Source organism: Ruixingdingia sedimenti, from assembly GCF_031432425.1.
Taxonomy (GTDB): domain Bacteria; phylum Pseudomonadota; class Alphaproteobacteria; order Rhodobacterales; family Rhodobacteraceae; genus Ruixingdingia; species Ruixingdingia sedimenti.
In genome coordinates, this window is the sequence record NZ_JAVKPH010000050.1 from 1 (window position 1) to 16,553 (window position 16,553).

16 protein-coding genes are annotated in these 16,553 nt (G+C 70.2%); 11 read left to right on the forward strand and 5 right to left on the reverse strand.

Annotation, left to right across the window (positions count from 1 at the left end; all coding sequences use genetic code 11):
• Positions 1-120 precede the first annotated feature (120 nt).
• Positions 121-600: a M10 family metallopeptidase C-terminal domain-containing protein gene (locus RGD00_RS21385; protein WP_310459274.1), complete on the forward strand. Its 480-nt coding sequence runs from the start codon at positions 121-123 to the stop codon at positions 598-600.
• 1 nt (position 601) lies between these two features.
• Here RGD00_RS21385 and RGD00_RS21390 read toward each other — a convergent pair whose 3' ends face one another.
• The 4 genes from RGD00_RS21390 to RGD00_RS21405 are packed head-to-tail and all read right to left on the reverse strand — an operon-like array spanning position 602 to position 7,306.
• The gene (locus tag RGD00_RS21390) at positions 602-2,668 is read right to left on the reverse strand and encodes a glutamine amidotransferase (RefSeq protein ID WP_310459275.1); all 2,067 of its coding nucleotides are present in this window, start codon (positions 2,666-2,668) and stop codon (positions 602-604) included.
• On the reverse strand, positions 2,665-5,427 hold the full coding sequence (locus RGD00_RS21395) for a DUF4159 domain-containing protein (RefSeq protein WP_310459276.1): 2,763 nt from the start codon (positions 5,425-5,427) through the stop codon (positions 2,665-2,667). Before RGD00_RS21395 ends, RGD00_RS21390 begins: the two co-directional genes overlap by 4 nt.
• Positions 5,427-6,302 (reverse strand): DUF58 domain-containing protein, encoded by an 876-nt coding sequence (locus RGD00_RS21400; protein WP_310459277.1) that lies wholly within the window; start codon positions 6,300-6,302, stop codon positions 5,427-5,429. The genes RGD00_RS21395 and RGD00_RS21400 overlap by 1 nt, the downstream gene beginning before the upstream one ends.
• Positions 6,299-7,306: an AAA family ATPase gene (locus RGD00_RS21405; RefSeq protein ID WP_310459278.1), complete on the reverse strand. Its 1,008-nt coding sequence runs from the start codon at positions 7,304-7,306 to the stop codon at positions 6,299-6,301. The genes RGD00_RS21400 and RGD00_RS21405 overlap by 4 nt, the downstream gene beginning before the upstream one ends.
• An 84-nt stretch (positions 7,307-7,390) precedes the next feature.
• Between RGD00_RS21405 and RGD00_RS21410 the strand changes: the two genes are divergently transcribed.
• The 10 genes from RGD00_RS21410 to RGD00_RS21455 all read left to right on the forward strand — a co-directional run bounded on the left by RGD00_RS21410 (position 7,391) and on the right by RGD00_RS21455 (position 15,747).
• On the forward strand, positions 7,391-7,966 hold the full coding sequence (locus RGD00_RS21410) for a DUF1285 domain-containing protein (RefSeq protein WP_310459279.1): 576 nt from the start codon (positions 7,391-7,393) through the stop codon (positions 7,964-7,966).
• A gap of 214 nt (positions 7,967-8,180) precedes the next feature.
• Positions 8,181-8,624: a tellurite resistance TerB family protein gene (locus RGD00_RS21415; RefSeq protein ID WP_310459280.1), complete on the forward strand. Its 444-nt coding sequence runs from the start codon at positions 8,181-8,183 to the stop codon at positions 8,622-8,624.
• 125 nt (positions 8,625-8,749) lie between these two features.
• Positions 8,750-9,529 carry an ABC transporter ATP-binding protein gene (locus RGD00_RS21420; RefSeq protein WP_310459281.1) on the forward strand — a complete coding sequence of 260 codons (780 nt, stop codon included), beginning with the start codon at positions 8,750-8,752 and terminating at the stop codon, positions 9,527-9,529.
• A gap of 38 nt (positions 9,530-9,567) precedes the next feature.
• Positions 9,568-10,290, forward strand: a complete 723-nt coding sequence (locus RGD00_RS21425; protein ID WP_310459282.1) for a transporter substrate-binding domain-containing protein — start codon at positions 9,568-9,570, stop codon at positions 10,288-10,290.
• A 67-nt stretch (positions 10,291-10,357) separates the two neighbouring features.
• On the forward strand, positions 10,358-11,239 hold the full coding sequence (locus RGD00_RS21430; RefSeq protein ID WP_310459283.1) for an ABC transporter permease: 882 nt from the start codon (positions 10,358-10,360) through the stop codon (positions 11,237-11,239).
• Entirely contained in the window at positions 11,236-12,087 is an 852-nt protein-coding gene (locus RGD00_RS21435) for an ABC transporter permease (protein WP_310459284.1), read from the forward strand. The genes RGD00_RS21430 and RGD00_RS21435 overlap by 4 nt, the downstream gene beginning before the upstream one ends.
• Positions 12,084-13,430 carry a glutamine synthetase family protein gene (locus RGD00_RS21440; protein WP_310459285.1) on the forward strand — a complete coding sequence of 449 codons (1,347 nt, stop codon included), beginning with the start codon at positions 12,084-12,086 and terminating at the stop codon, positions 13,428-13,430. The genes RGD00_RS21435 and RGD00_RS21440 overlap by 4 nt, the downstream gene beginning before the upstream one ends.
• Before the next feature lie 89 nt (positions 13,431-13,519).
• On the forward strand, positions 13,520-14,173 hold the full coding sequence (locus RGD00_RS21445; protein WP_310459286.1) for a hypothetical protein: 654 nt from the start codon (positions 13,520-13,522) through the stop codon (positions 14,171-14,173).
• 85 nt (positions 14,174-14,258) lie between these two features.
• Positions 14,259-15,221, forward strand: a complete 963-nt coding sequence (locus RGD00_RS21450) for an NAD-dependent epimerase/dehydratase family protein (RefSeq protein WP_310459287.1) — start codon at positions 14,259-14,261, stop codon at positions 15,219-15,221.
• Between the two features lie 109 nt (positions 15,222-15,330).
• The gene (locus RGD00_RS21455; protein ID WP_310459288.1) at positions 15,331-15,747 is read left to right on the forward strand and encodes a VOC family protein; all 417 of its coding nucleotides are present in this window, start codon (positions 15,331-15,333) and stop codon (positions 15,745-15,747) included.
• 73 nt (positions 15,748-15,820) lie between these two features.
• Here the strand turns inward: RGD00_RS21455 and RGD00_RS21460 are convergent.
• A partial coding sequence (locus RGD00_RS21460; RefSeq protein WP_425603446.1) for an ankyrin repeat domain-containing protein occupies positions 15,821-16,553 on the reverse strand: 733 nt, incomplete at its 5' end.

Genomic DNA, 16,553 nt, shown 5'->3' on the forward strand with positions numbered 1-16,553 from the left:
CCGTGCTCAACGGCTTCACCGCGCTCGGCACGCCCATCACAGAGGTCGCAGGATAAATCTGTCCGGGGAAAGGGGAAGTCCGATCAGCAGCCGATTTGTGCAACAGAGCCGATCCACGGAATGGGCGGCGGCGACCAGATTTTGGGCGAGGGCGGCAACGATCTGCTTATCGGAGGTGACGGGCGTGACACGATCCGCGGCGGGTTGGGCAATGACATTCTGCGTGGCGACACCGGCAATGATCTGCTTGCAGGGGGGCACGGCGACGACCGTATCAGCGGCGGCGCGGGGGCCGACAGGATGTTTGGCGGCGAAGGTGCGGACCGCTTCGTCTTCGGGACGATAAGCGACCTTGGCCGAGGCAACAACGCCGATGTCATCGCCGATTTCGAAAGCGGGGTCGACAGGATCGCCTTGCAGGCGCTCGAGACCAACCTGACCTACATCGGCAAGGCCGCATTTTCGGGCACGGCCGGTGAGGTTCGGTTCGCCCCGACCCGGAATGTGCTGGCCTTCGACTTCGACGGCGACGGGGCGGCGGATGCGGTGATCCACCTTCCGGACGTGACCGTTCTCCTGGCCGAGGACCTGATCCTCTGACTCAGCCCGCCGCGCGGCGGCGGCCCTCGCGCAGCCAGGCGGCGAGCGCGAGGGCCGCGATCGCCAGCAGCATCGCCCAGGGGGGCAGCAGCGGGGTGATGCGCAGATCCTCGGTCACATAGGCGCCGCGGGGGGTGATGCCGATCCAGCCGCGCCCGGCGGCCACGCGGCCCTCGGCCACGCGGCGGATGTCGGGGGTGCCGTTTTCCAGCCGCGGGCTGCCGCCGCGGGTGGCGGCAAGGGCGGCGGCCAGCGGTCCGGCCGAGGCGATGGTTTCCACGAATTCGCGCGGCGCCGCGGGGCCGAGGGCAAAGACGGTTTCCAGATCCCCTTCCCGCATGCGGTAAAAGCCCATGTCGGGCGCATCCCACTGCACCTGCCAGGTGCCGGGGGCGGCCTCATCCAGCGTCAGGCTGACCGTCGCACCATCGGGGCCCGTCACCGTCACCGGGCCCGGGCCTTCGCCCAGGGTGCGGCGGGTGATGGTGACGCGGCGGCCCTCTGCCGCGGCGGTCAGGGTTTCTTCCTCCAGTTCCGGTTCCTTCATCATCCAGTGCGCCAGCCGCCGCAGCAGTTCCAGCTGCGGCCCGCCGCCCTCGTACCCCCTGCCCCAGAGCCAGGCGTGATCCGAGGCCAGCATCGCCACCCGCCCCTCGCCCACCCGGTCGAGCACCAGGAGCGGCCGGTCGTCCACCCCGGTCATCACCACGCTGCCGCCGGTGGCCGCCATGTCGATCTGCCGGAACCAGCGGCCCCATCCGCCCTCGGGCCCCTGCGCGTCCAGCCCCGCCGTCACCGGATGCCGCCGCCCGATATCCGTCAGCGCCGGGCGATAGCCCTGTTCCATCACCCGCGACGAAGGCGTCACCGGCAGGATTTCCGCCAGGGGCGAACGCCACAGGCTTTCGGCCCCGCCGAATTCCGGCCCCGCCGCCACCAGCACCGCACCGCCCTTGCGGGCATAGTCGCGGACGTTTTCCAGATAGCTGTTCGGCAGGATCCCCCGGCGGCGGTAGCGGTCGAAGACGATCAGGTCGAATTCGTCGATCTTGTCCACGAACAGCTCGCGCGTCGGGAAGGCGATCAGCGACAGTTCCGATACCGGCACGCCGTCCTGCTTTTCCGGAGGGCGCAGGATGGTGAAATGCACCAGATCCACCGAGGCGTCGGATTTCAGCAGGTTGCGCCAGACCCGTTCGCCCGCATGGGGTTCACCCGACACCAGCAGCACCCGCAGCCGGTCGCGCAGCCCGTTGATCTGCGCCACGGCGGCATTGTTGCGGTCGGTCAACTCGCCCTCGGCGGCCTCGACGGCGAAACGCAGCACGTTGATGCCGCCATGCGGCAGGGTCACGGGCAGTTCCATATCCTCGCCCACCGGGACGGTGACGGTCACGGGGTCGCCCCCGTCGACGGCGAAGGACAGCCGGGCGGCGCCGCGCAGGGCGGCGGGGACGGCGCCCTGATCCTCCACCCGCAGGGTCAGGGTCACGGGTTCGCCGAGGATGGCGAAGGCGGGGGCGTTGCGCACGATCAGGCGGCGGTCCCAGTCGGCCTCGCGCCCGGTCAGCAGCAGGTGCAGCGGCGCGGGCAGGTCGGGGGCAAGGCCCGCGTCGTGGATCTGGCCGTCGCTGATGACGATGGCCCCCGCCACCCGGGCGCGGGGCAGTTCGGCCAGCACCTCGGCCAGCGCGGTCATGGCGCGGGTGCCCTCGTCCCCCTGCCCGTCGGGCACGCGGACCACGCGGGTTTCCGTATTGCCAAGCGCGGCGAGGGCGGATTCGACCCGCGCCAGCGCCGCCGCCGTCTGGTCGGCCCGGTCGGACAGGCGCTGGCTGGCGCTGTCGTCGACCACCACCACCACGATGTCGGAAAGGGCCGTCCGGTCCTCGCGCTGCAACGCGGGATTGGCGATGGCCAGCAGCACCGCCGCCGCCGCCAGCGCGCGCAGCCAGCCGCCCGCCAGCCCGCGCCAGAACGCGAGCGCGAGCGCCAGCACCGCCAGCACAGCCAGACCCGCCAGCCACGGCCAGCCGATCAGCGGATCAAAGATCACCACCCCGCTCATTGCCCCAGCCTTTCCAGCAGCGCGGGCACATGGACCTGATCGGATTTGTAGTTGCCGGTCAGCACATGCATGATCAGGTTCACGCCGAAGCGATAGGCCATCTCGCGCTGGCGTTCACCCGCATAGCCGCGCCCGACCGGATAGATGGGCACGCCCCGCGGGTCCACCGCCCAGGCCGCGGCCCAGTCGTTGCCGCCCATCACCACCGGCGTCACCCCGTCGTTGAGGTTGCGGAAGGGCATGCCCTCGACCTGTTCGGCATCGGGCGGCGCGGCCTCGACCCAGACGGCGCGGCCCTGATGGCGGCCCGGGAAATCCTGGATCAGATAGAAGGTGCGGGTCAGCACGTGGTCTTCGGGCACGGGTTCCAGCGGCGGAATGTCCAGCGGCGCGGCGATGGCCTGCAACCGCGCGGATTCGGGCGTGGCCCCCGTGGCCCCGGCCAGATCGCCGTCGCGGGTGTCGAACAGGATCAGCCCGCCGGTGCGCAGGTAACGGTTGATCCGCGCATAGGCCGCGGCAGAGGGCAGCGGCTGGTCCGCCGTCACCGGCCAGTAGAGAAAGGGGAAGAACGCCAGTTCGTCGGTTTCCAGATTCACGCCCATGGGCGCGGCGGGCTCGATCGTCGTGCGCTGGAACAGCACCTCGCCAAGCCCGCGCAACCCGGCCTCTGCATCCCCGTCCACGCGGGCGTCGCCGGTCAGCACATGGGCCAGCACCACGTTGCGGGTGGCCTGAACGGCAAAGGCCTCGGCGTCCTGCGCCTGCGCGCGGTCCGGCAGGGGGGCCAGTGCCAGCAACAATGCCGCCGCCACCCGCGCCCCGCGCAACCGGCCCGACAGCGCCAGCGCGGCCAGAATATCCACCAGCAGCAGCGCCAGCGCCGCGGCCAGCAGCGGCCCCTTCAGCCCGTGTTCGGGGCTGACCGCCAGCCCCTCGACCGCCACGCCGGCGGGCCACTGGACAGGTTCCAGCACCGTATCGGGGCCGATCACGTTCAGCGCCACGCGCCGTTCGCCCGCAGCGTAAAGCCCCGGCGGCATGTCCGGCCCCGGGCGGCCCGCGGCCAGCGCCGCACCCAGCCGTTCGCCCGGCACCCCGGCCAGCCGCCCCGCATCCTGCACCCGCCCGAAAGCGTCGAGCGTGGCCGAGGGCACCCAGACCTCGCCCTCCACCCCCTCGGCCCCCGGCGCGGCGCCGCGGGCGGTGATCGCCAGCCGTTCCAGCATCTGCACGAACAGCCCCGACAGCGGCAGGGTGGACCATTCGGCATTCGCGGTGACATGGAACAGCACCACCTGCCCCTGCCCCACCGCCTTGCGCGTCACCAGGGGCGTGCCATCGGCCAGCGCGGCGATGGTGCGGGCGGCCAGATCGGGGTCGGGCTGCGCCAGAACCTGCGCGCGCACCGTCACCTCTTCGGGCACGGCCAGGCCGCGGAAGGGCGAGTTTTCCGGGAAGGAGGCGAGCGCCCGGGGCTCCCCCCAGCTCATCGCGCCGCCGACGGCCCGCCCGCCCGCGCGCAACCGCACCGGCAGAAGGGGGGCCTCGGCCTCGCGGCTGACGTCGCTGGCGGCCAGACGGGGGCCGGCAAACCGCAGCAGCAGCCCGCCCTTTTCCAGCCATGCGGTCAGCGCCTCTTCCTCATCGGGCGACAGGCGTGCGACATCGACCAGCACCACCACATCGGGCGCGGCGGGCAGCATCGCGGCAAGCCCGCCCTCGATCAGGTCGGCATGGGGGACCAGCGCCTGCCGCAGGTAATGGCCGGGCGACAGCAGCTGCAACCCCTCGCGCCCCTCCTGTGCGTCGATCAGGGCGACCTTGCGGCGGCGCAGGCTGTCATCGGCCAGCGCCACCGCGCCCGCCGACCGCAGGCCCGCGATTTCCGCCCGGGTGATGCGGTTGCGCAGTTCCGGCGGCAGATCCAGCACACCTTCGGCCCGCGTGTCGCCGGGGGCGAAGAGCAGCGTCAGGCGGGCGAGGTCGCGCTCGATCCCCGCCGGGTCGGGACCGTGGATGACCACCTCTGCCTCTGCCGCGCCGCCGCCCGCGGGGCGCAGCGCCGCAAGCCGCACCGCGCCGTCACGCCAGACGGGCGGGGCCAGCGCCAGAAGCGGGCGCGCGCCCTCGAACACCGTCACCGCGCCGCGCGCCTGCAACGCCGACAGCACCGCCGCGCGGTCGGGCCGGGCAAGGCCGTCGGACAGCCAGAAGGTCTCGAACCCGCCGGTCAGACCCTGCGCCCAACCTGCGGCCCCCACGGGCTCCCACGGGTTGGGGGTCAGGCTGGCCAGCCGCGCGGCCCAGGCATCGGCGGCCTGAAACGGCAGATCCCCCGGCGGCGGGTCGGTCAGCAGCGCCACCGCGACGGGCCGCCCGTCGCGGCCCGCGTCGTCCAGCAGTTGCGCCACCCGGTCCATCCGCCGCGGCCAGTCGCGTGCATCGGCCCATGTGCCGTCGAGCAGCACCAGCAGCGGCCCCGTGCCCGGCTGGCGCACCACCGGGTTCAGCACCGGCCCGGCAAAGGCCACGATGACGGCGGCCAGCGCCGCCATGCGCAACAGCAGCAGCCACCAGGGGGTCCGATCGGCCTCGGTATCCTCGTCCTTCAGGCCCAGAAGCAGCGCCACGCCCGGAAACCGGCGGCGGATCGGGGCGGGCGGCACCGCGCGCAGCAGCCACCACAGCACCGGCAACGCCAGCAACCCCCACAGCAGCAGGGGCGCGGTGAACCCGATGGGGCCGATGATCCACATCAGCGCCCCCGTTCCAGCGCGCGGTAGAGCCACAACAGCACCCCCTGCGCCCCCTGCCCGGTGTGGTGGCAGTGGTAAAGCCACCCCGCCATGCGGGCGAGCGTTTCCAGCCGCGCCTTGCGTTCGGCAAGCCGCGCCAGATAGCGCGCGCGCAGGTCGCCCGCGCGCAGGGTTTCATGCCGCAGGCTGCCGCCCATGGATTCAAAGATCGTGCGCCCGTCGAAGGGAAACTCCTCCTCCGCCGGGTCCAGAACCTGCAACAGCACCCCGCGCAGGCCGCGCCCCGCGGCCTCTGCCAGCGCAGCCTCCACCCCCGCCGGATCGCCGAGGAAATCCGACACGAACACCGCCTGCCCCGGCGCCGCCAGCCCCCGCGTATCGGGCGCGCCGTAGTCGTCGGGCCGGTCGGCCGCCAGCGCCGCGGCCAGCCGCAAGACCTGCCCGCGCCCGCCGCGCGGGGGGATGCCCTCGCCCGCCAGCCCCACCCGTTCGCCGCCCCGCACCAGCAGCACCGCCAGCGCCAGCGCCAGCAGCCGCGCGCGGTCGGCCTTGGGCGGGCGGCGGGCGGGATCGCCCGAAAACGCCATCGACCGCGCGCCATCGACCCAGAGCGTGACCGCCTGCGCCGCCTGCCATTCGCGTTCGCGCACGAAATGCGCATCGCCCCGCGCCGACCGGCGCCAGTCGATCATCCGCGCGCTGTCGCCGGGATGGGCGGGGCGATACTGCCAGAATTCGTCCCCCATGCCCGCGCGCCTGCGGCCATGTTCGCCCAGCATCACCGTTGCCGCCAACTGTTCCGCCGCCGCCAGCAGCGGCGGCAGCGCCTGGCCGAGCGCCTCGGCCCTGGCCCGCAGAGGGGCCTGAACGCTCACGCCGCCGCCCCGAGCCGCAGCACGCGCCCCGCCGCCCCGTCGATCAGCGCGCCCAGATCCGCGCCCCGCGCCCGCGCGGTGAAGTTCAGCGCCATGCGGTGGATCAGCACCGGACGCGCCAGCGCCGCCACATCCTCGACCGAGGGGGCAAGGCGGCCGTCCAGCAGCGCCCGCGCCCGCACCATCAGCATCAGCGCCTGCGCTGCGCGCGGCCCGGGGCCCCAGCTCAGCGCCTCGCGCAGTTCGGGCGCGGCCTCCGCCTCGCCGGGGCGGCAGGCGCGCACCAGATCGAGGATCGCCTCCACCACGCTGTCGCCCACCGGCATGCGGCGCAGCAGCGCCTGCGCGGCCAGCAATTCGGCGGCGGTGAACACGGGATGCGCCGCGGCTTCCTCGGCCCCCGTGGTGGCGATCAGGATCGCGCGTTCGGCGGCCCGGTCGGGGTAGGCCACATCGACCTGCACGAGGAAACGGTCAAGCTGCGCCTCGGGCAGGGGATAGGTGCCTTCCTGCTCGATCGGGTTCTGGGTCGCCAGCACGTGGAAGGGCTGGCCCAAGGGGCGGTGCTGGCCGGCGATCGTCACCTCGCGTTCCTGCATCGCCTGCAACAGCGCCGACTGGGTGCGGGGGCTGGCCCGGTTGATCTCGTCCGCCATCAGAAGCTGGCAGAACACCGGCCCCTCGATGAAGCGGAAGGCGCGGGTGCCGTCGGGGGCGGTATCCAGCACCTCGGACCCGAGGATGTCGGCGGGCATCAGGTCGGGGGTGAACTGGATGCGGTTGCCCTTCAGCCCCATGACCGTGGACAGCGTGTCGACAAGCCGCGTCTTGCCCAGCCCCGGCAGGCCCACCAGCAGCGCATGGCCGCCGCAGAGCATCGCCGCCAGCACCAGTTCCACCACCCGGTCCTGGCCGATGAAACGCCGCTCGACACTCGCCCTCGCCTCGGCCAGCCGGGCGCCAAGGGCCTCGATCTCTGCGACCAGCGCGGCGGTTTCGGCCATGACAACTTCCTTCCCTGCACGATATGGGCGATATTGGACCAACTGACCCGCCGGGTACAAACGGCAAAACAAGGCGAGGCACAAATGATCGTGAAACCTTCGGCCGAGGGCATCGCCGCCGCCGCAAGCGCCGCCACGAAACAGAAGGGCCTGCCCCCGGTGCATCTGTGGAACCCGCCGTTCTGCGGCGATCTGGACATGCGGATCGCGCGGGACGGGACGTGGTTCTACCTCGGCACGCCCATCGGGCGGCCGGCGCTGGTGCGGCTGTTCTCGACCATCCTGAAACGCGAGGGGGACGCCTATTTCCTTGTCACCCCGGTGGAAAAGGTGGGCATCAAGGTGGACGACGCCCCCTTCGTCGCGGTGGATTTCGAGGTGGCGGGCGCGGGCGCGGATCAGGCGATCACCTTCACCACCCATGTCGGCGATACCGTCACCGCCGGCCCCGACCGCCCGATCCGCGTGGTGCGCGACGACAGCGGCGAACCCTCGCCCTATGTCCTCGTCCGCGCGAACCTCGAGGCGCTGATCGACCGTAAGAGCTTCTACCGGCTGGTGGAGATCGGCGAACACGCCGACCACGCGGGCGCGCGCTGGTTCGGCGTGCGGTCGCAGGGCGTGTTCTTTCCGATCATCCCGTCGGCGGAATTGGGCTGATCCGGCGGGGGAAACAAGCAATCCCACCGTTCTGCCTGGCGCCGGCCCATCCGTTACGCCGGCAATCTCCGATTTTCCCGGCACCCCCGCCCGGCCCGACGGTCGCGCCAGCGCCACGCCCGGAAGTCCGAAATTCTCCGCCAAAAGATCCGCCCCCGCGCACTTCTGCGCGAGGGCGATTTCCAAACGCCGCGGCACGGGTTAGCTATCGGGCATGTTCGACGCCTTCCTCCGCCGCCTCATGGCCCCCCGCCCCCCGCATCTGCCGCAGGCAGAGGCGCGTCTTGCGCTCGCCGCGCTGCTGGTCCGCATCGCCCGCGCCGATGGCGACTATGCCGCGGCCGAGGTCGCGCGCATCGACCGCATGCTGGCGCGCCAGTACGCCCTGACGCCCGAGGCCGCCGCCGCCCTGCGCGCCGAGGCCGAGGTGCTGGAGGCCGAGGCCCCCGATACCGTCCGCTTCACCCGCGCGCTGAAAGAGGCGGTGGGCCATGACGACCGGCTGGCCCTGATCGAGGCGATGTGGGCCGTGGTTCTGGCCGACGGCGCGCGCGACGCGCAGGAGGACCGGCTGATGCGGATGGTGACGAGCCTTCTGGGCATCGCCGACCGCGATTCGGCGCTGGCCCGGCAGCGGGTGGAACGCCGCGCGCTCTGACCCCGACCCGCCCGCCCCGCGACCCCGGGCCGCCCCCTGACGCGGGGGAAGGGCGGAATCTGCGTTGCAATACGGCCCATAATCCGCCCTACTCGTGACAAGCAGAACAACACGACAGGGCCGAATTGACCACGACCGCACCGCCGGTGATCGAGATCCGCGATCTTCACAAATCCTACGGCGCGCTGGAGGTGCTCCGCGGGGTGAGCCTGCTGGCGCCGCGCGGGCATGTGGTCTCGCTCATCGGGTCGTCGGGGTCGGGCAAGTCCACGCTGCTGCGGTGCTGCAACCTGCTGGAGGACAGCCAGCAGGGCGAGGTGGTCTTCGAAGGCGAGCCGGTGCGCTGGCGCGGCGAGGGCATGGCCCGCCATCCTGCCGACCGCGCGCAGGTCACGCGCATCCGCACCAACCTGTCGATGGTGTTCCAGCAGTTCAACCTGTGGTCCCACATGACCATCCTGCAAAACGTGATGGAAGCCCCCGTCACCGTCCTGAAACGCGCCCCGGCCGAGGTCGAGGCGAAGGCGCGCGGATACCTCGCCAAGGTGGGCATCGGCGACAAGGCCGATTGCTGGCCCGCGCAACTGTCGGGCGGCCAGCAGCAGCGCGCCGCGATCGCCCGCGCGCTGTGCATGGAACCCCGCGCGCTTCTGTTCGACGAACCGACATCGGCGCTCGACCCCGAACTGGAACAGGAGGTCGTGAAGGTCATCAAGGCGCTGGCCGAGGAGGGGCGCACGATGCTGATCGTCACCCATGACATGCGTCTGGCCGCCGATGTGTCGGACCATGTGGTGTTCCTGCACAAGGGCCTGATCGAGGAAGAGGGCCCGCCCGACACGCTGTTCGGCGCGCCGCGCAGCGAAAGGCTGCGCCAGTTCCTCAGCGCCACCCGGGCCGCCTGAAAGACGGCCCGCAACATGGAAGGAAAGGGAGTGTTCCGATGAAAAGACTGGTTCTTTCGGCCGCGGTTCTGGCACTGGGGGCGGGCATGGGCATGGCCCAGCAGGTGGTGCGCATCGGCACCGAGGGCGCCTATCCTCCGTACAACATGATCAACGACAGGAACGAGGTCGACGGGTTCGAACGCGAACTGGGCGACGAGCTGTGCAAGCGCGCGGGGCTGACCTGCGAATGGGTCGTCACCGACTGGGATTCGATCATCCTCAACCTGAATTCCGGCAACTACGACGCCATCATGGCCGGCATGTCGGTCACGGCGGAACGCAAGGAATCCATCGCCTTCACGCAGGGCTATTTCCCGCCCGCGGCCTCTGCCTATGCGGGGGTATCGGCCGATGCCGACCTCGACGGCGTGATCGCGGCGCAGACCGGCACCATCCAGGCCAACCATGTCGCCGAAACCGGGGCGACGCTGATGGAATTCCCGGTGCCCGAGGATACCGTGGCCGCCGTGCGCAACGGCGAGGCCGACGCGGTGCTGGCCGACAAGGAATTCCTCGTGCCCATCGTGGCGGAATCGGGCGGCGCGCTGGTGTTCGTGGGCGAGGATGTGTTCCTTGACGAGGGCATCGGCGTGGGCCTGCGCAAGTCGGACAGCGAACTGCGCGAGAAATTCGACGCCGCCATCACCTCGATGAAAGAGGACGGCACGCTCAACCCGTTGATCAAGAAGTGGTTCGGCGAGGAAGCCCAGACCTTCTGACCCCACGACCGCCGCCCGTATCCGGCGGGGCCCGCATGCGCGCGCGCCCCGCCGGCAGGAGAAGACGATGTTCGCGTTCTGCGCCGATCCCGGCGCGTTGCAGACCCTGGCCTGGTTTTTGTGCTACCTGACCTCGGGCACGCATCTGGCGATGTACTGGTCGCTGGGAACGGTGCTGTTGCTGCTGGCGCTGGCGGCGCCGCTGGCCCTGGGCTTCGGGCTGGCGGGGGCGATGGCGGTGCGGTCGCACATCGGGCCGGTCAGGTGGCTGGGGCGGGCCTATGTGGCGATGGTGCGCGGGGTGCCCGACATCATCTTTTTCCTGTTCGTGCCGATCGCGGTCGATCAGGGGATCGAATACCTCGTCCACCTCGCCCGCTGCCCGGACTGGACGGAACCCGTGCGCCGCGGCGCGGAATTCGTCGTCTGCCCCGCCGCCAAGGTGCCGCAGGCGGGCGCGGCGGTCTGGATGCAGAACGCCTATGCCTTCGCGCTGGCGCTGCTGGCCTTTGCGCTGGTGTTCGGGGCCTTTGCCGCCAACACCCTGCACGGCGCGATGGCCGCCGTGCCGCGCGCGCAGATGGAAACCGCCGAAGCCTATGGCATGACCCGCCGACAGGCGTTCCGCCGCATCCTGATGCCGCAGATGTGGGTCTATGCGCTGCCCGGGCTCGGCAATCTGTGGATGATCCTGATCAAGGCCACGCCGCTGCTGTTCCTTCTGGGCATCCGCGACATCGTCTATTGGGCGCGCGAACTGGGGGGCGCCAAGACCTCGCTTTACGCCTATCCGCATGCCGACTGGCGGGTGTGGTATTTCCTGGCCGTGCTGGTGGTCTATCTGCTGATGACCTGGATCAGCGAACGCGCCTTCGCCCGCATCGCCGCGCGGCTGGCCATCGGCCAGCCCACCGCGGCGGGCGAGGCCCTGCGGAAGGCCGCGCCATGAAAACCTGCGCCGAAAGCTTCGACGCCTATGCCCTGCGCGCCCTTGGCCGCGAATTCGGCGAACGCCTGCTGCCCAAGGGGGTCGAGATCACCTTTTGCGACCAGTTGGTGCTGATCGGATCGGGGCTGATCTGGAACGTCTATTTCGGCGTGCTGGCGGTGCTGGTCGGGTTCTGGCTGGCCATCGGCATCGCGCTGGCCCGCGACAGCCGCCACCGCCTGCTGCGCGCCCCCGCGGCGGGGTTCATCTTCGTCTTTCGCGGCTCGCCGCTGTTCATCCAGCTGTTCTTCGCCTACGAGCTGTTCCAACTGCTGCCCAAGGCGGGGGTGGAGATCCCCTTGGGCTTCGCCACCATCACCGCCGACAGCCGCTGGCTGACGCGGGCCTGGGCCGGGGCACTGATCGTGCTGGTGCTGAACACCGCCGCCTATTCCGCCGTCATCTTCCACGGCGCGCTGCATTCGGTGCCGAAGGGCGACCTGGAGGCCGCGGATGCCTATGGCCTGACCGGCTGGCCGCGGTTCCGCCGGATCGTCTGGCCCACCATGCTGCGGCTGGCCTGGCCCAGCTACACGAACGAGGCGATCTTCCTGTTCCATGCCACCACGCTGGTGTTCCTGTCGGCCTTTCCGGCGTGGCAGCAATCGGGCGATGCGCTCTATTATGCCAGCTATTTCGCCGGCCAGACCTTCAACCCCTTCATCGCCTATCCGCTGATCGCGGCCTATTTCATCGCCGCGACGCTTGTCATCACCGCGCTGTTCGGCGCGGTCAACCGGCGGCTCAACCGCCATATACCCAGAGAGGCCCGGCCGAAGCTCCGCTTCCGGCCCCAGATCATCCGATGAGAGACCTTCAGAACTGGCTCCGCAAACATCCCGAGGTGCGCACGATCCGCGTCGCGGCGGCAGACCTCAACGGGCAGGCGCGCGGCAAGCGCATCCCGGCGCGGTTCGCCGACAACGTGATCCGCAACGGCACGCGCTTTCCCATGTCGGTGCTGAACCTCGACATCTGGGGCGAGGATATCGAGGAAAGCCCGCTGGTGTTCGAGATGGGCGATGCCGACGGGATCCTGCGGCCCACCGAACGCGGCTTCATGCCCATGCCCTGGCTCGAGGCGCCCACCGCCCTGCTGCCGATCTGGATGTTCCGCGAAAACGGCCGCCCCTACGAGGGCGACCCCCGCCATGCCCTGCGCGCGGTGGTGGACCGGTTCAGGGCCCGCGGCCTGACCCCCGTGGTGGCGATGGAACTGGAATTCTTCCTGATCGACGACAGCGGCAAGACCCTTCAGGTGCCGCCCTCGCCCCGGTCGGGCAAAAGGCGCAAGGCGGCGGAAACGCTGTCGATCCGGGCGCTGGATGCGTTCGACACCTTCTTCACCGATCTCTACGACGCCTGCGAGGCGATGGACATCCCCGCCGATACGGCGATTTCGGAAACCGGGCTGGGACAGTTCGAAATCAACATGATGCATCAGGACGACGCATTGCGCGCGGCGGACGATGCATGGCTGTTCAAGCTGCTGGTCAAGGGGCTGGCGCGGCGGCACGGTTTCGCCGCCAGCTTCATGGCCAAGCCCTACCCCGAATATTCCGGCAACGGGCTGCACACGCATTTCTCGCTGGTGGACGAAACGGGCCGCAACGTATTCGACAACGGCGGGACAGAGGGCACGGCGCTGCTGATGAACGCCATCGCGGGCTGCCTGCAAGGGATCCACGATTCCACGCTGCTGTTCGCGCCGCATGCCAACAGCTATGACCGGCTGGTCCCCGGCGCCCATGCGCCCACGGCGATCTGCTGGGGGTACGAAAACCGCACCGTGGCGATCCGGGTGCCTTCCGGCAGCCCCTCGGCGCGGCGGATCGAACATCGCGTGGCGGGCGGCGACGTGAACCCCTATCTGATGCTGGCCGCGATCCTCGGCGCCGCCCTGACGGGGATCGAGGACGGCCTCACCCCGCCCCCGCCCGTGACCGGCAACGCCTATGCCAGCCCCGAACTGACGCAACTGCCCGAAACCTGGGACGCCGCCATCGACACGTTCGAGAAAAGCCCCCTCATCGCGCGGCTGTTCCCGGCCGAACTGATCCGCAACTATGTGCTGACCAAGCGGCAGGAACGCCACTACATCGCCGAACTGACGCCCGAGGAACAGGTGGAACTGTATCTCGATACCGTCTGAGCACCGCCCCGCGGGCTTGACACCGGCGGAGTGTCGGGGCCGGGGTTCCGGGCAGCACTTGCAGCAGATCGGGGGCCCCGATGCGGTTCATGGATTTCTCTTCCTGGCAGGGCGCGCTGGTGACGGTTCTGGGCATCGCCGTGGTGGCGCTGGTCGGGGTCGGGATCCGGGTGCTGATGTTGCTGACGATCCAGCAACGCCAGCAGCGTGCGAACCGCCAGATCAACGAACGCCTGCGCACGCTGATCGCGGCCTACAAGGTGCTCGGCGGGTCGTTCACCGGCGAGTTGCTGGTCGATCCCAGCCATCTGCGCGACCTGCGCCAGCGCGCAGAGGCGGCAGAGGGTCAGGCGGCGGCAGAGGGATCGGACCGCGCGCGCCGCATCCGCGACGCGGTGGAGGCCGCGCTGTCCGACATCATCCTTCTGGGCACCGAGGAACAGGTGCGCCTTGCCGCCAGGGCCGCGGCCGACATGGCGGCGGGCCAGCCGATCCAGACCGGGGAACTCGTCGTCTCGCTGCGCGATTTCATCCGCGCGGCGCTGGACCTCGATCCCGTGCCCAAGGGCGTGCAGATCCCCCTGCAAGGCCCGCTGCGCCAGCAATCCGGCAGCAGCCGGGGCAGCAGCAGCCGCAGCGGCGGCGGTACGGGCGGCGGGGGTGGAATGGGCGGCATGGGCGGCGGCGGCGGCATGGGGATGGGCATGGGCCTCGGCCTCGGCCGGCGGGGCGACGACGGCTGATCTGTCACCCCGCACAGGGGCTGTCAGTCCTCGCCGCAGGGTATCTTCTGCACTGCGGAACATTCGGGAATATTGGAGACTGCAGATGACGATCCTGGTGACAGGAGGGGCCGGGCTGATCGGCCGTTTCGTGGTGAAGGAACTGGTCGAGGCCGGCCACGATGTGGTCAGCGCCGATCTGGTGCCGCCCGCCGCGCTGCGCCCGCGCGAAAGCTTCGAGCGCGTGGACATCGGCGATGCCATGACCTGGACGCGCCTTCTGACCCAGCATCGCCCCGATGCGGTCATCCACCTGGGCGCGATGATCACCCATACCGCGCATCAGGCCCCGGTGGCTGCCTGTCAGGTCAACGTGATGGGCACCGCCTATCTGTTCGAGGCCGCCCGCCTGCTGCACCGCCCGCGCATCGTCTATGCCAGCACGATCATGGTCTACGGCCCACCCTCGGCCTATCAGGAACCGATCGTGACCGAGGACGCGCCGCTGGCCCCCAACACCATTTACGGCGCCACCAAGGCGATGGACGAGGCGATCGCCGCCCATTACCGCGCCGTCCACGGGATCGAGGCCACCGGCCTGCGCCCCACCGTGACCTATGGGCCCAAACGGTACGAAGGCGCGCTCGGCTCCATCAACCGCGGCATCCGCGACGCGGTTCTGGGCAGGCCGGTGGTCTGGTCGCAAAGCTTCGGCCGGGACGTGGTGCACAATCCCATCCATGCCTCGGACATTGCGCGGGCCTTCGTGCGGGCGGCGGTCGGGTCCTACCTGCCCTCGCCGGTCTACAACATGGGCGGGGTCGAGACGCTGAGCGAGGACGACATCCTGCGCATCATCCTCGAGGCCGCGCCGCAACACGGGCCGCTGTCGCATGGCCCCGCCTCGCCCACCCCGGTCAGCTACATGCGCGCCGATTTCTCGCGCTTCCACCGCGACGCGAACTTCGCCCCCACGCTCAGCTTCCACGACGCGGTGAAATGGGCGGAGCAGTACTATACCGACGCCGATTTCCGCGCCTCGATCCTGGGCGCGCCCGATACCGTCTAGGACCGACGTAGCCTGAAACCCCGGCCCGGTCCCTTCTGCGGGGGCCGGGCCGCCCCCTGCCCTGCCCCGTTCCGTGCTAGCATGGGGGGAATCGGCAGGAGGACAGGCGATGACCATACCCCCGCAGGACGGCGCGCTGGAAAGCGCGCTCTACGCCGAGGATCTGGAGGCCGCGGCGGCCTTCTGGACCGGCATCATGGGCCTGCCCGAAATCGGCCGGGCGCCGGGGCGGCATGTGTTCTTCCGCCTGCCGGGCGGCGTGCTGCTGGTCTTCAACCCCCGGGCCACGATCACCCCGCCCGCCCCCGACGCCCGGCTGCCGGTCCCCCCGCATGGCGCAACCGGCCCGGGGCATTTCTGCCTCGCCGTGCAGGGCGCGCATCTGGACGGCTGGCGCCGGCACCTGGAAACCGCCGGGGTGGCGATCGAGGCCGATTTCCACTGGCCGCAAGGCGGGCGGTCGATCTATTTCCGCGATCCGGCGGGGAACTCCATCGAACTGGCGGAACCGCGGATCTGGGGGTGAGGGGGGGCGACATGCCGGCCGGTGCCGTGCAGGCCCGGTCCGAATGCCTGCGGGGACGCCCCCGCGTTGCGGGCTAAACGGCCGCTGGCGGTTCGGGCGTATTCTCCCTTGCCGCCCGCAGGATCGCATGCACATCCCACCGCTTTCGGAACGCGGCCTGCCCGGCGGGCGTCCGCGGGGTGTAGTCGTGCGAGACGGCATGCGGATCGGCCCCGCGCGCCAGAAGATGGGCGACAACCGCGGGTGAGGACCCTTCCGCGGCGACATGCAAAAGCGTCACATCCAGCGTCATGCGCTGGTTGATGTCGGCCCCCGCATCCAGCAACATGTCGATGAGGCGGATGGTGAACGCAGCGGCCTCGTCCGGCGGCAGCCTGCAATCCATTTCCATCTGCAACGCGGATTTCAGCGCGGTGAACCCGTCGGCCTCGATATAGGTGACGTCTGGCTTCCTGCCCAGAACCCATGCCACCGAGGTCAGGTTTCCGGTATGGATAGCCGTCGTCAGCCAATGCAGGCCGTGCCAGCCGTCCAATCCGCAGGGAAAGGAGCTGAGGTGAGTGAGTTCTTCCAGCCGCTCGACATCACCGGCTTCCAGCGCATCCCAAGTGGTTTCGTAAATGCGGATGGCATGGTTTTCGCGTGATCCGAACATGATGGGCGTCCCTCTGTGGCCCCCGAATTCGACGCCTTTCATCACGGGAATCGAGCCGAAGTTGGGCAGGCACCTGTTGGGGGGTACCAGCTTTGTCCACGCGACCCACTTCCAGAAGGTCATCCAGAAGTCTTTGAAAGCGCAGCGGAAA

What these genes read in the sequence shown, in the direction of transcription:
- RGD00_RS21385 (WP_310459274.1), top strand. Translation starts at nt 121, where the DNA reads ATGGGCGGCGGCGACCAGATTTTGGGCGAGGGCGGCAACGATCTGCTT.
- RGD00_RS21390 (WP_310459275.1), bottom strand. Translation starts at nt 2,668, where the DNA reads ATGAGCGGGGTGGTGATCTTTGATCCGCTGATCGGCTGGCCGTGGCTG.
- RGD00_RS21395 (WP_310459276.1), bottom strand. Translation starts at nt 5,427, where the DNA reads ATGTGGATCATCGGCCCCATCGGGTTCACCGCGCCCCTGCTGCTGTGG.
- RGD00_RS21405 (WP_310459278.1), bottom strand. Translation starts at nt 7,306, where the DNA reads ATGGCCGAAACCGCCGCGCTGGTCGCAGAGATCGAGGCCCTTGGCGCC.
- RGD00_RS21410 (WP_310459279.1), top strand. Translation starts at nt 7,391, where the DNA reads ATGATCGTGAAACCTTCGGCCGAGGGCATCGCCGCCGCCGCAAGCGCC.
- RGD00_RS21415 (WP_310459280.1), top strand. Translation starts at nt 8,181, where the DNA reads ATGTTCGACGCCTTCCTCCGCCGCCTCATGGCCCCCCGCCCCCCGCAT.
- RGD00_RS21425 (WP_310459282.1), top strand. Translation starts at nt 9,568, where the DNA reads ATGAAAAGACTGGTTCTTTCGGCCGCGGTTCTGGCACTGGGGGCGGGC.
- RGD00_RS21430 (WP_310459283.1), top strand. Translation starts at nt 10,358, where the DNA reads ATGTTCGCGTTCTGCGCCGATCCCGGCGCGTTGCAGACCCTGGCCTGG.
- RGD00_RS21435 (WP_310459284.1), top strand. Translation starts at nt 11,236, where the DNA reads ATGAAAACCTGCGCCGAAAGCTTCGACGCCTATGCCCTGCGCGCCCTT.
- RGD00_RS21440 (WP_310459285.1), top strand. Translation starts at nt 12,084, where the DNA reads ATGAGAGACCTTCAGAACTGGCTCCGCAAACATCCCGAGGTGCGCACG.
- RGD00_RS21445 (WP_310459286.1), top strand. Translation starts at nt 13,520, where the DNA reads ATGGATTTCTCTTCCTGGCAGGGCGCGCTGGTGACGGTTCTGGGCATC.
- RGD00_RS21450 (WP_310459287.1), top strand. Translation starts at nt 14,259, where the DNA reads ATGACGATCCTGGTGACAGGAGGGGCCGGGCTGATCGGCCGTTTCGTG.
- RGD00_RS21455 (WP_310459288.1), top strand. Translation starts at nt 15,331, where the DNA reads ATGACCATACCCCCGCAGGACGGCGCGCTGGAAAGCGCGCTCTACGCC.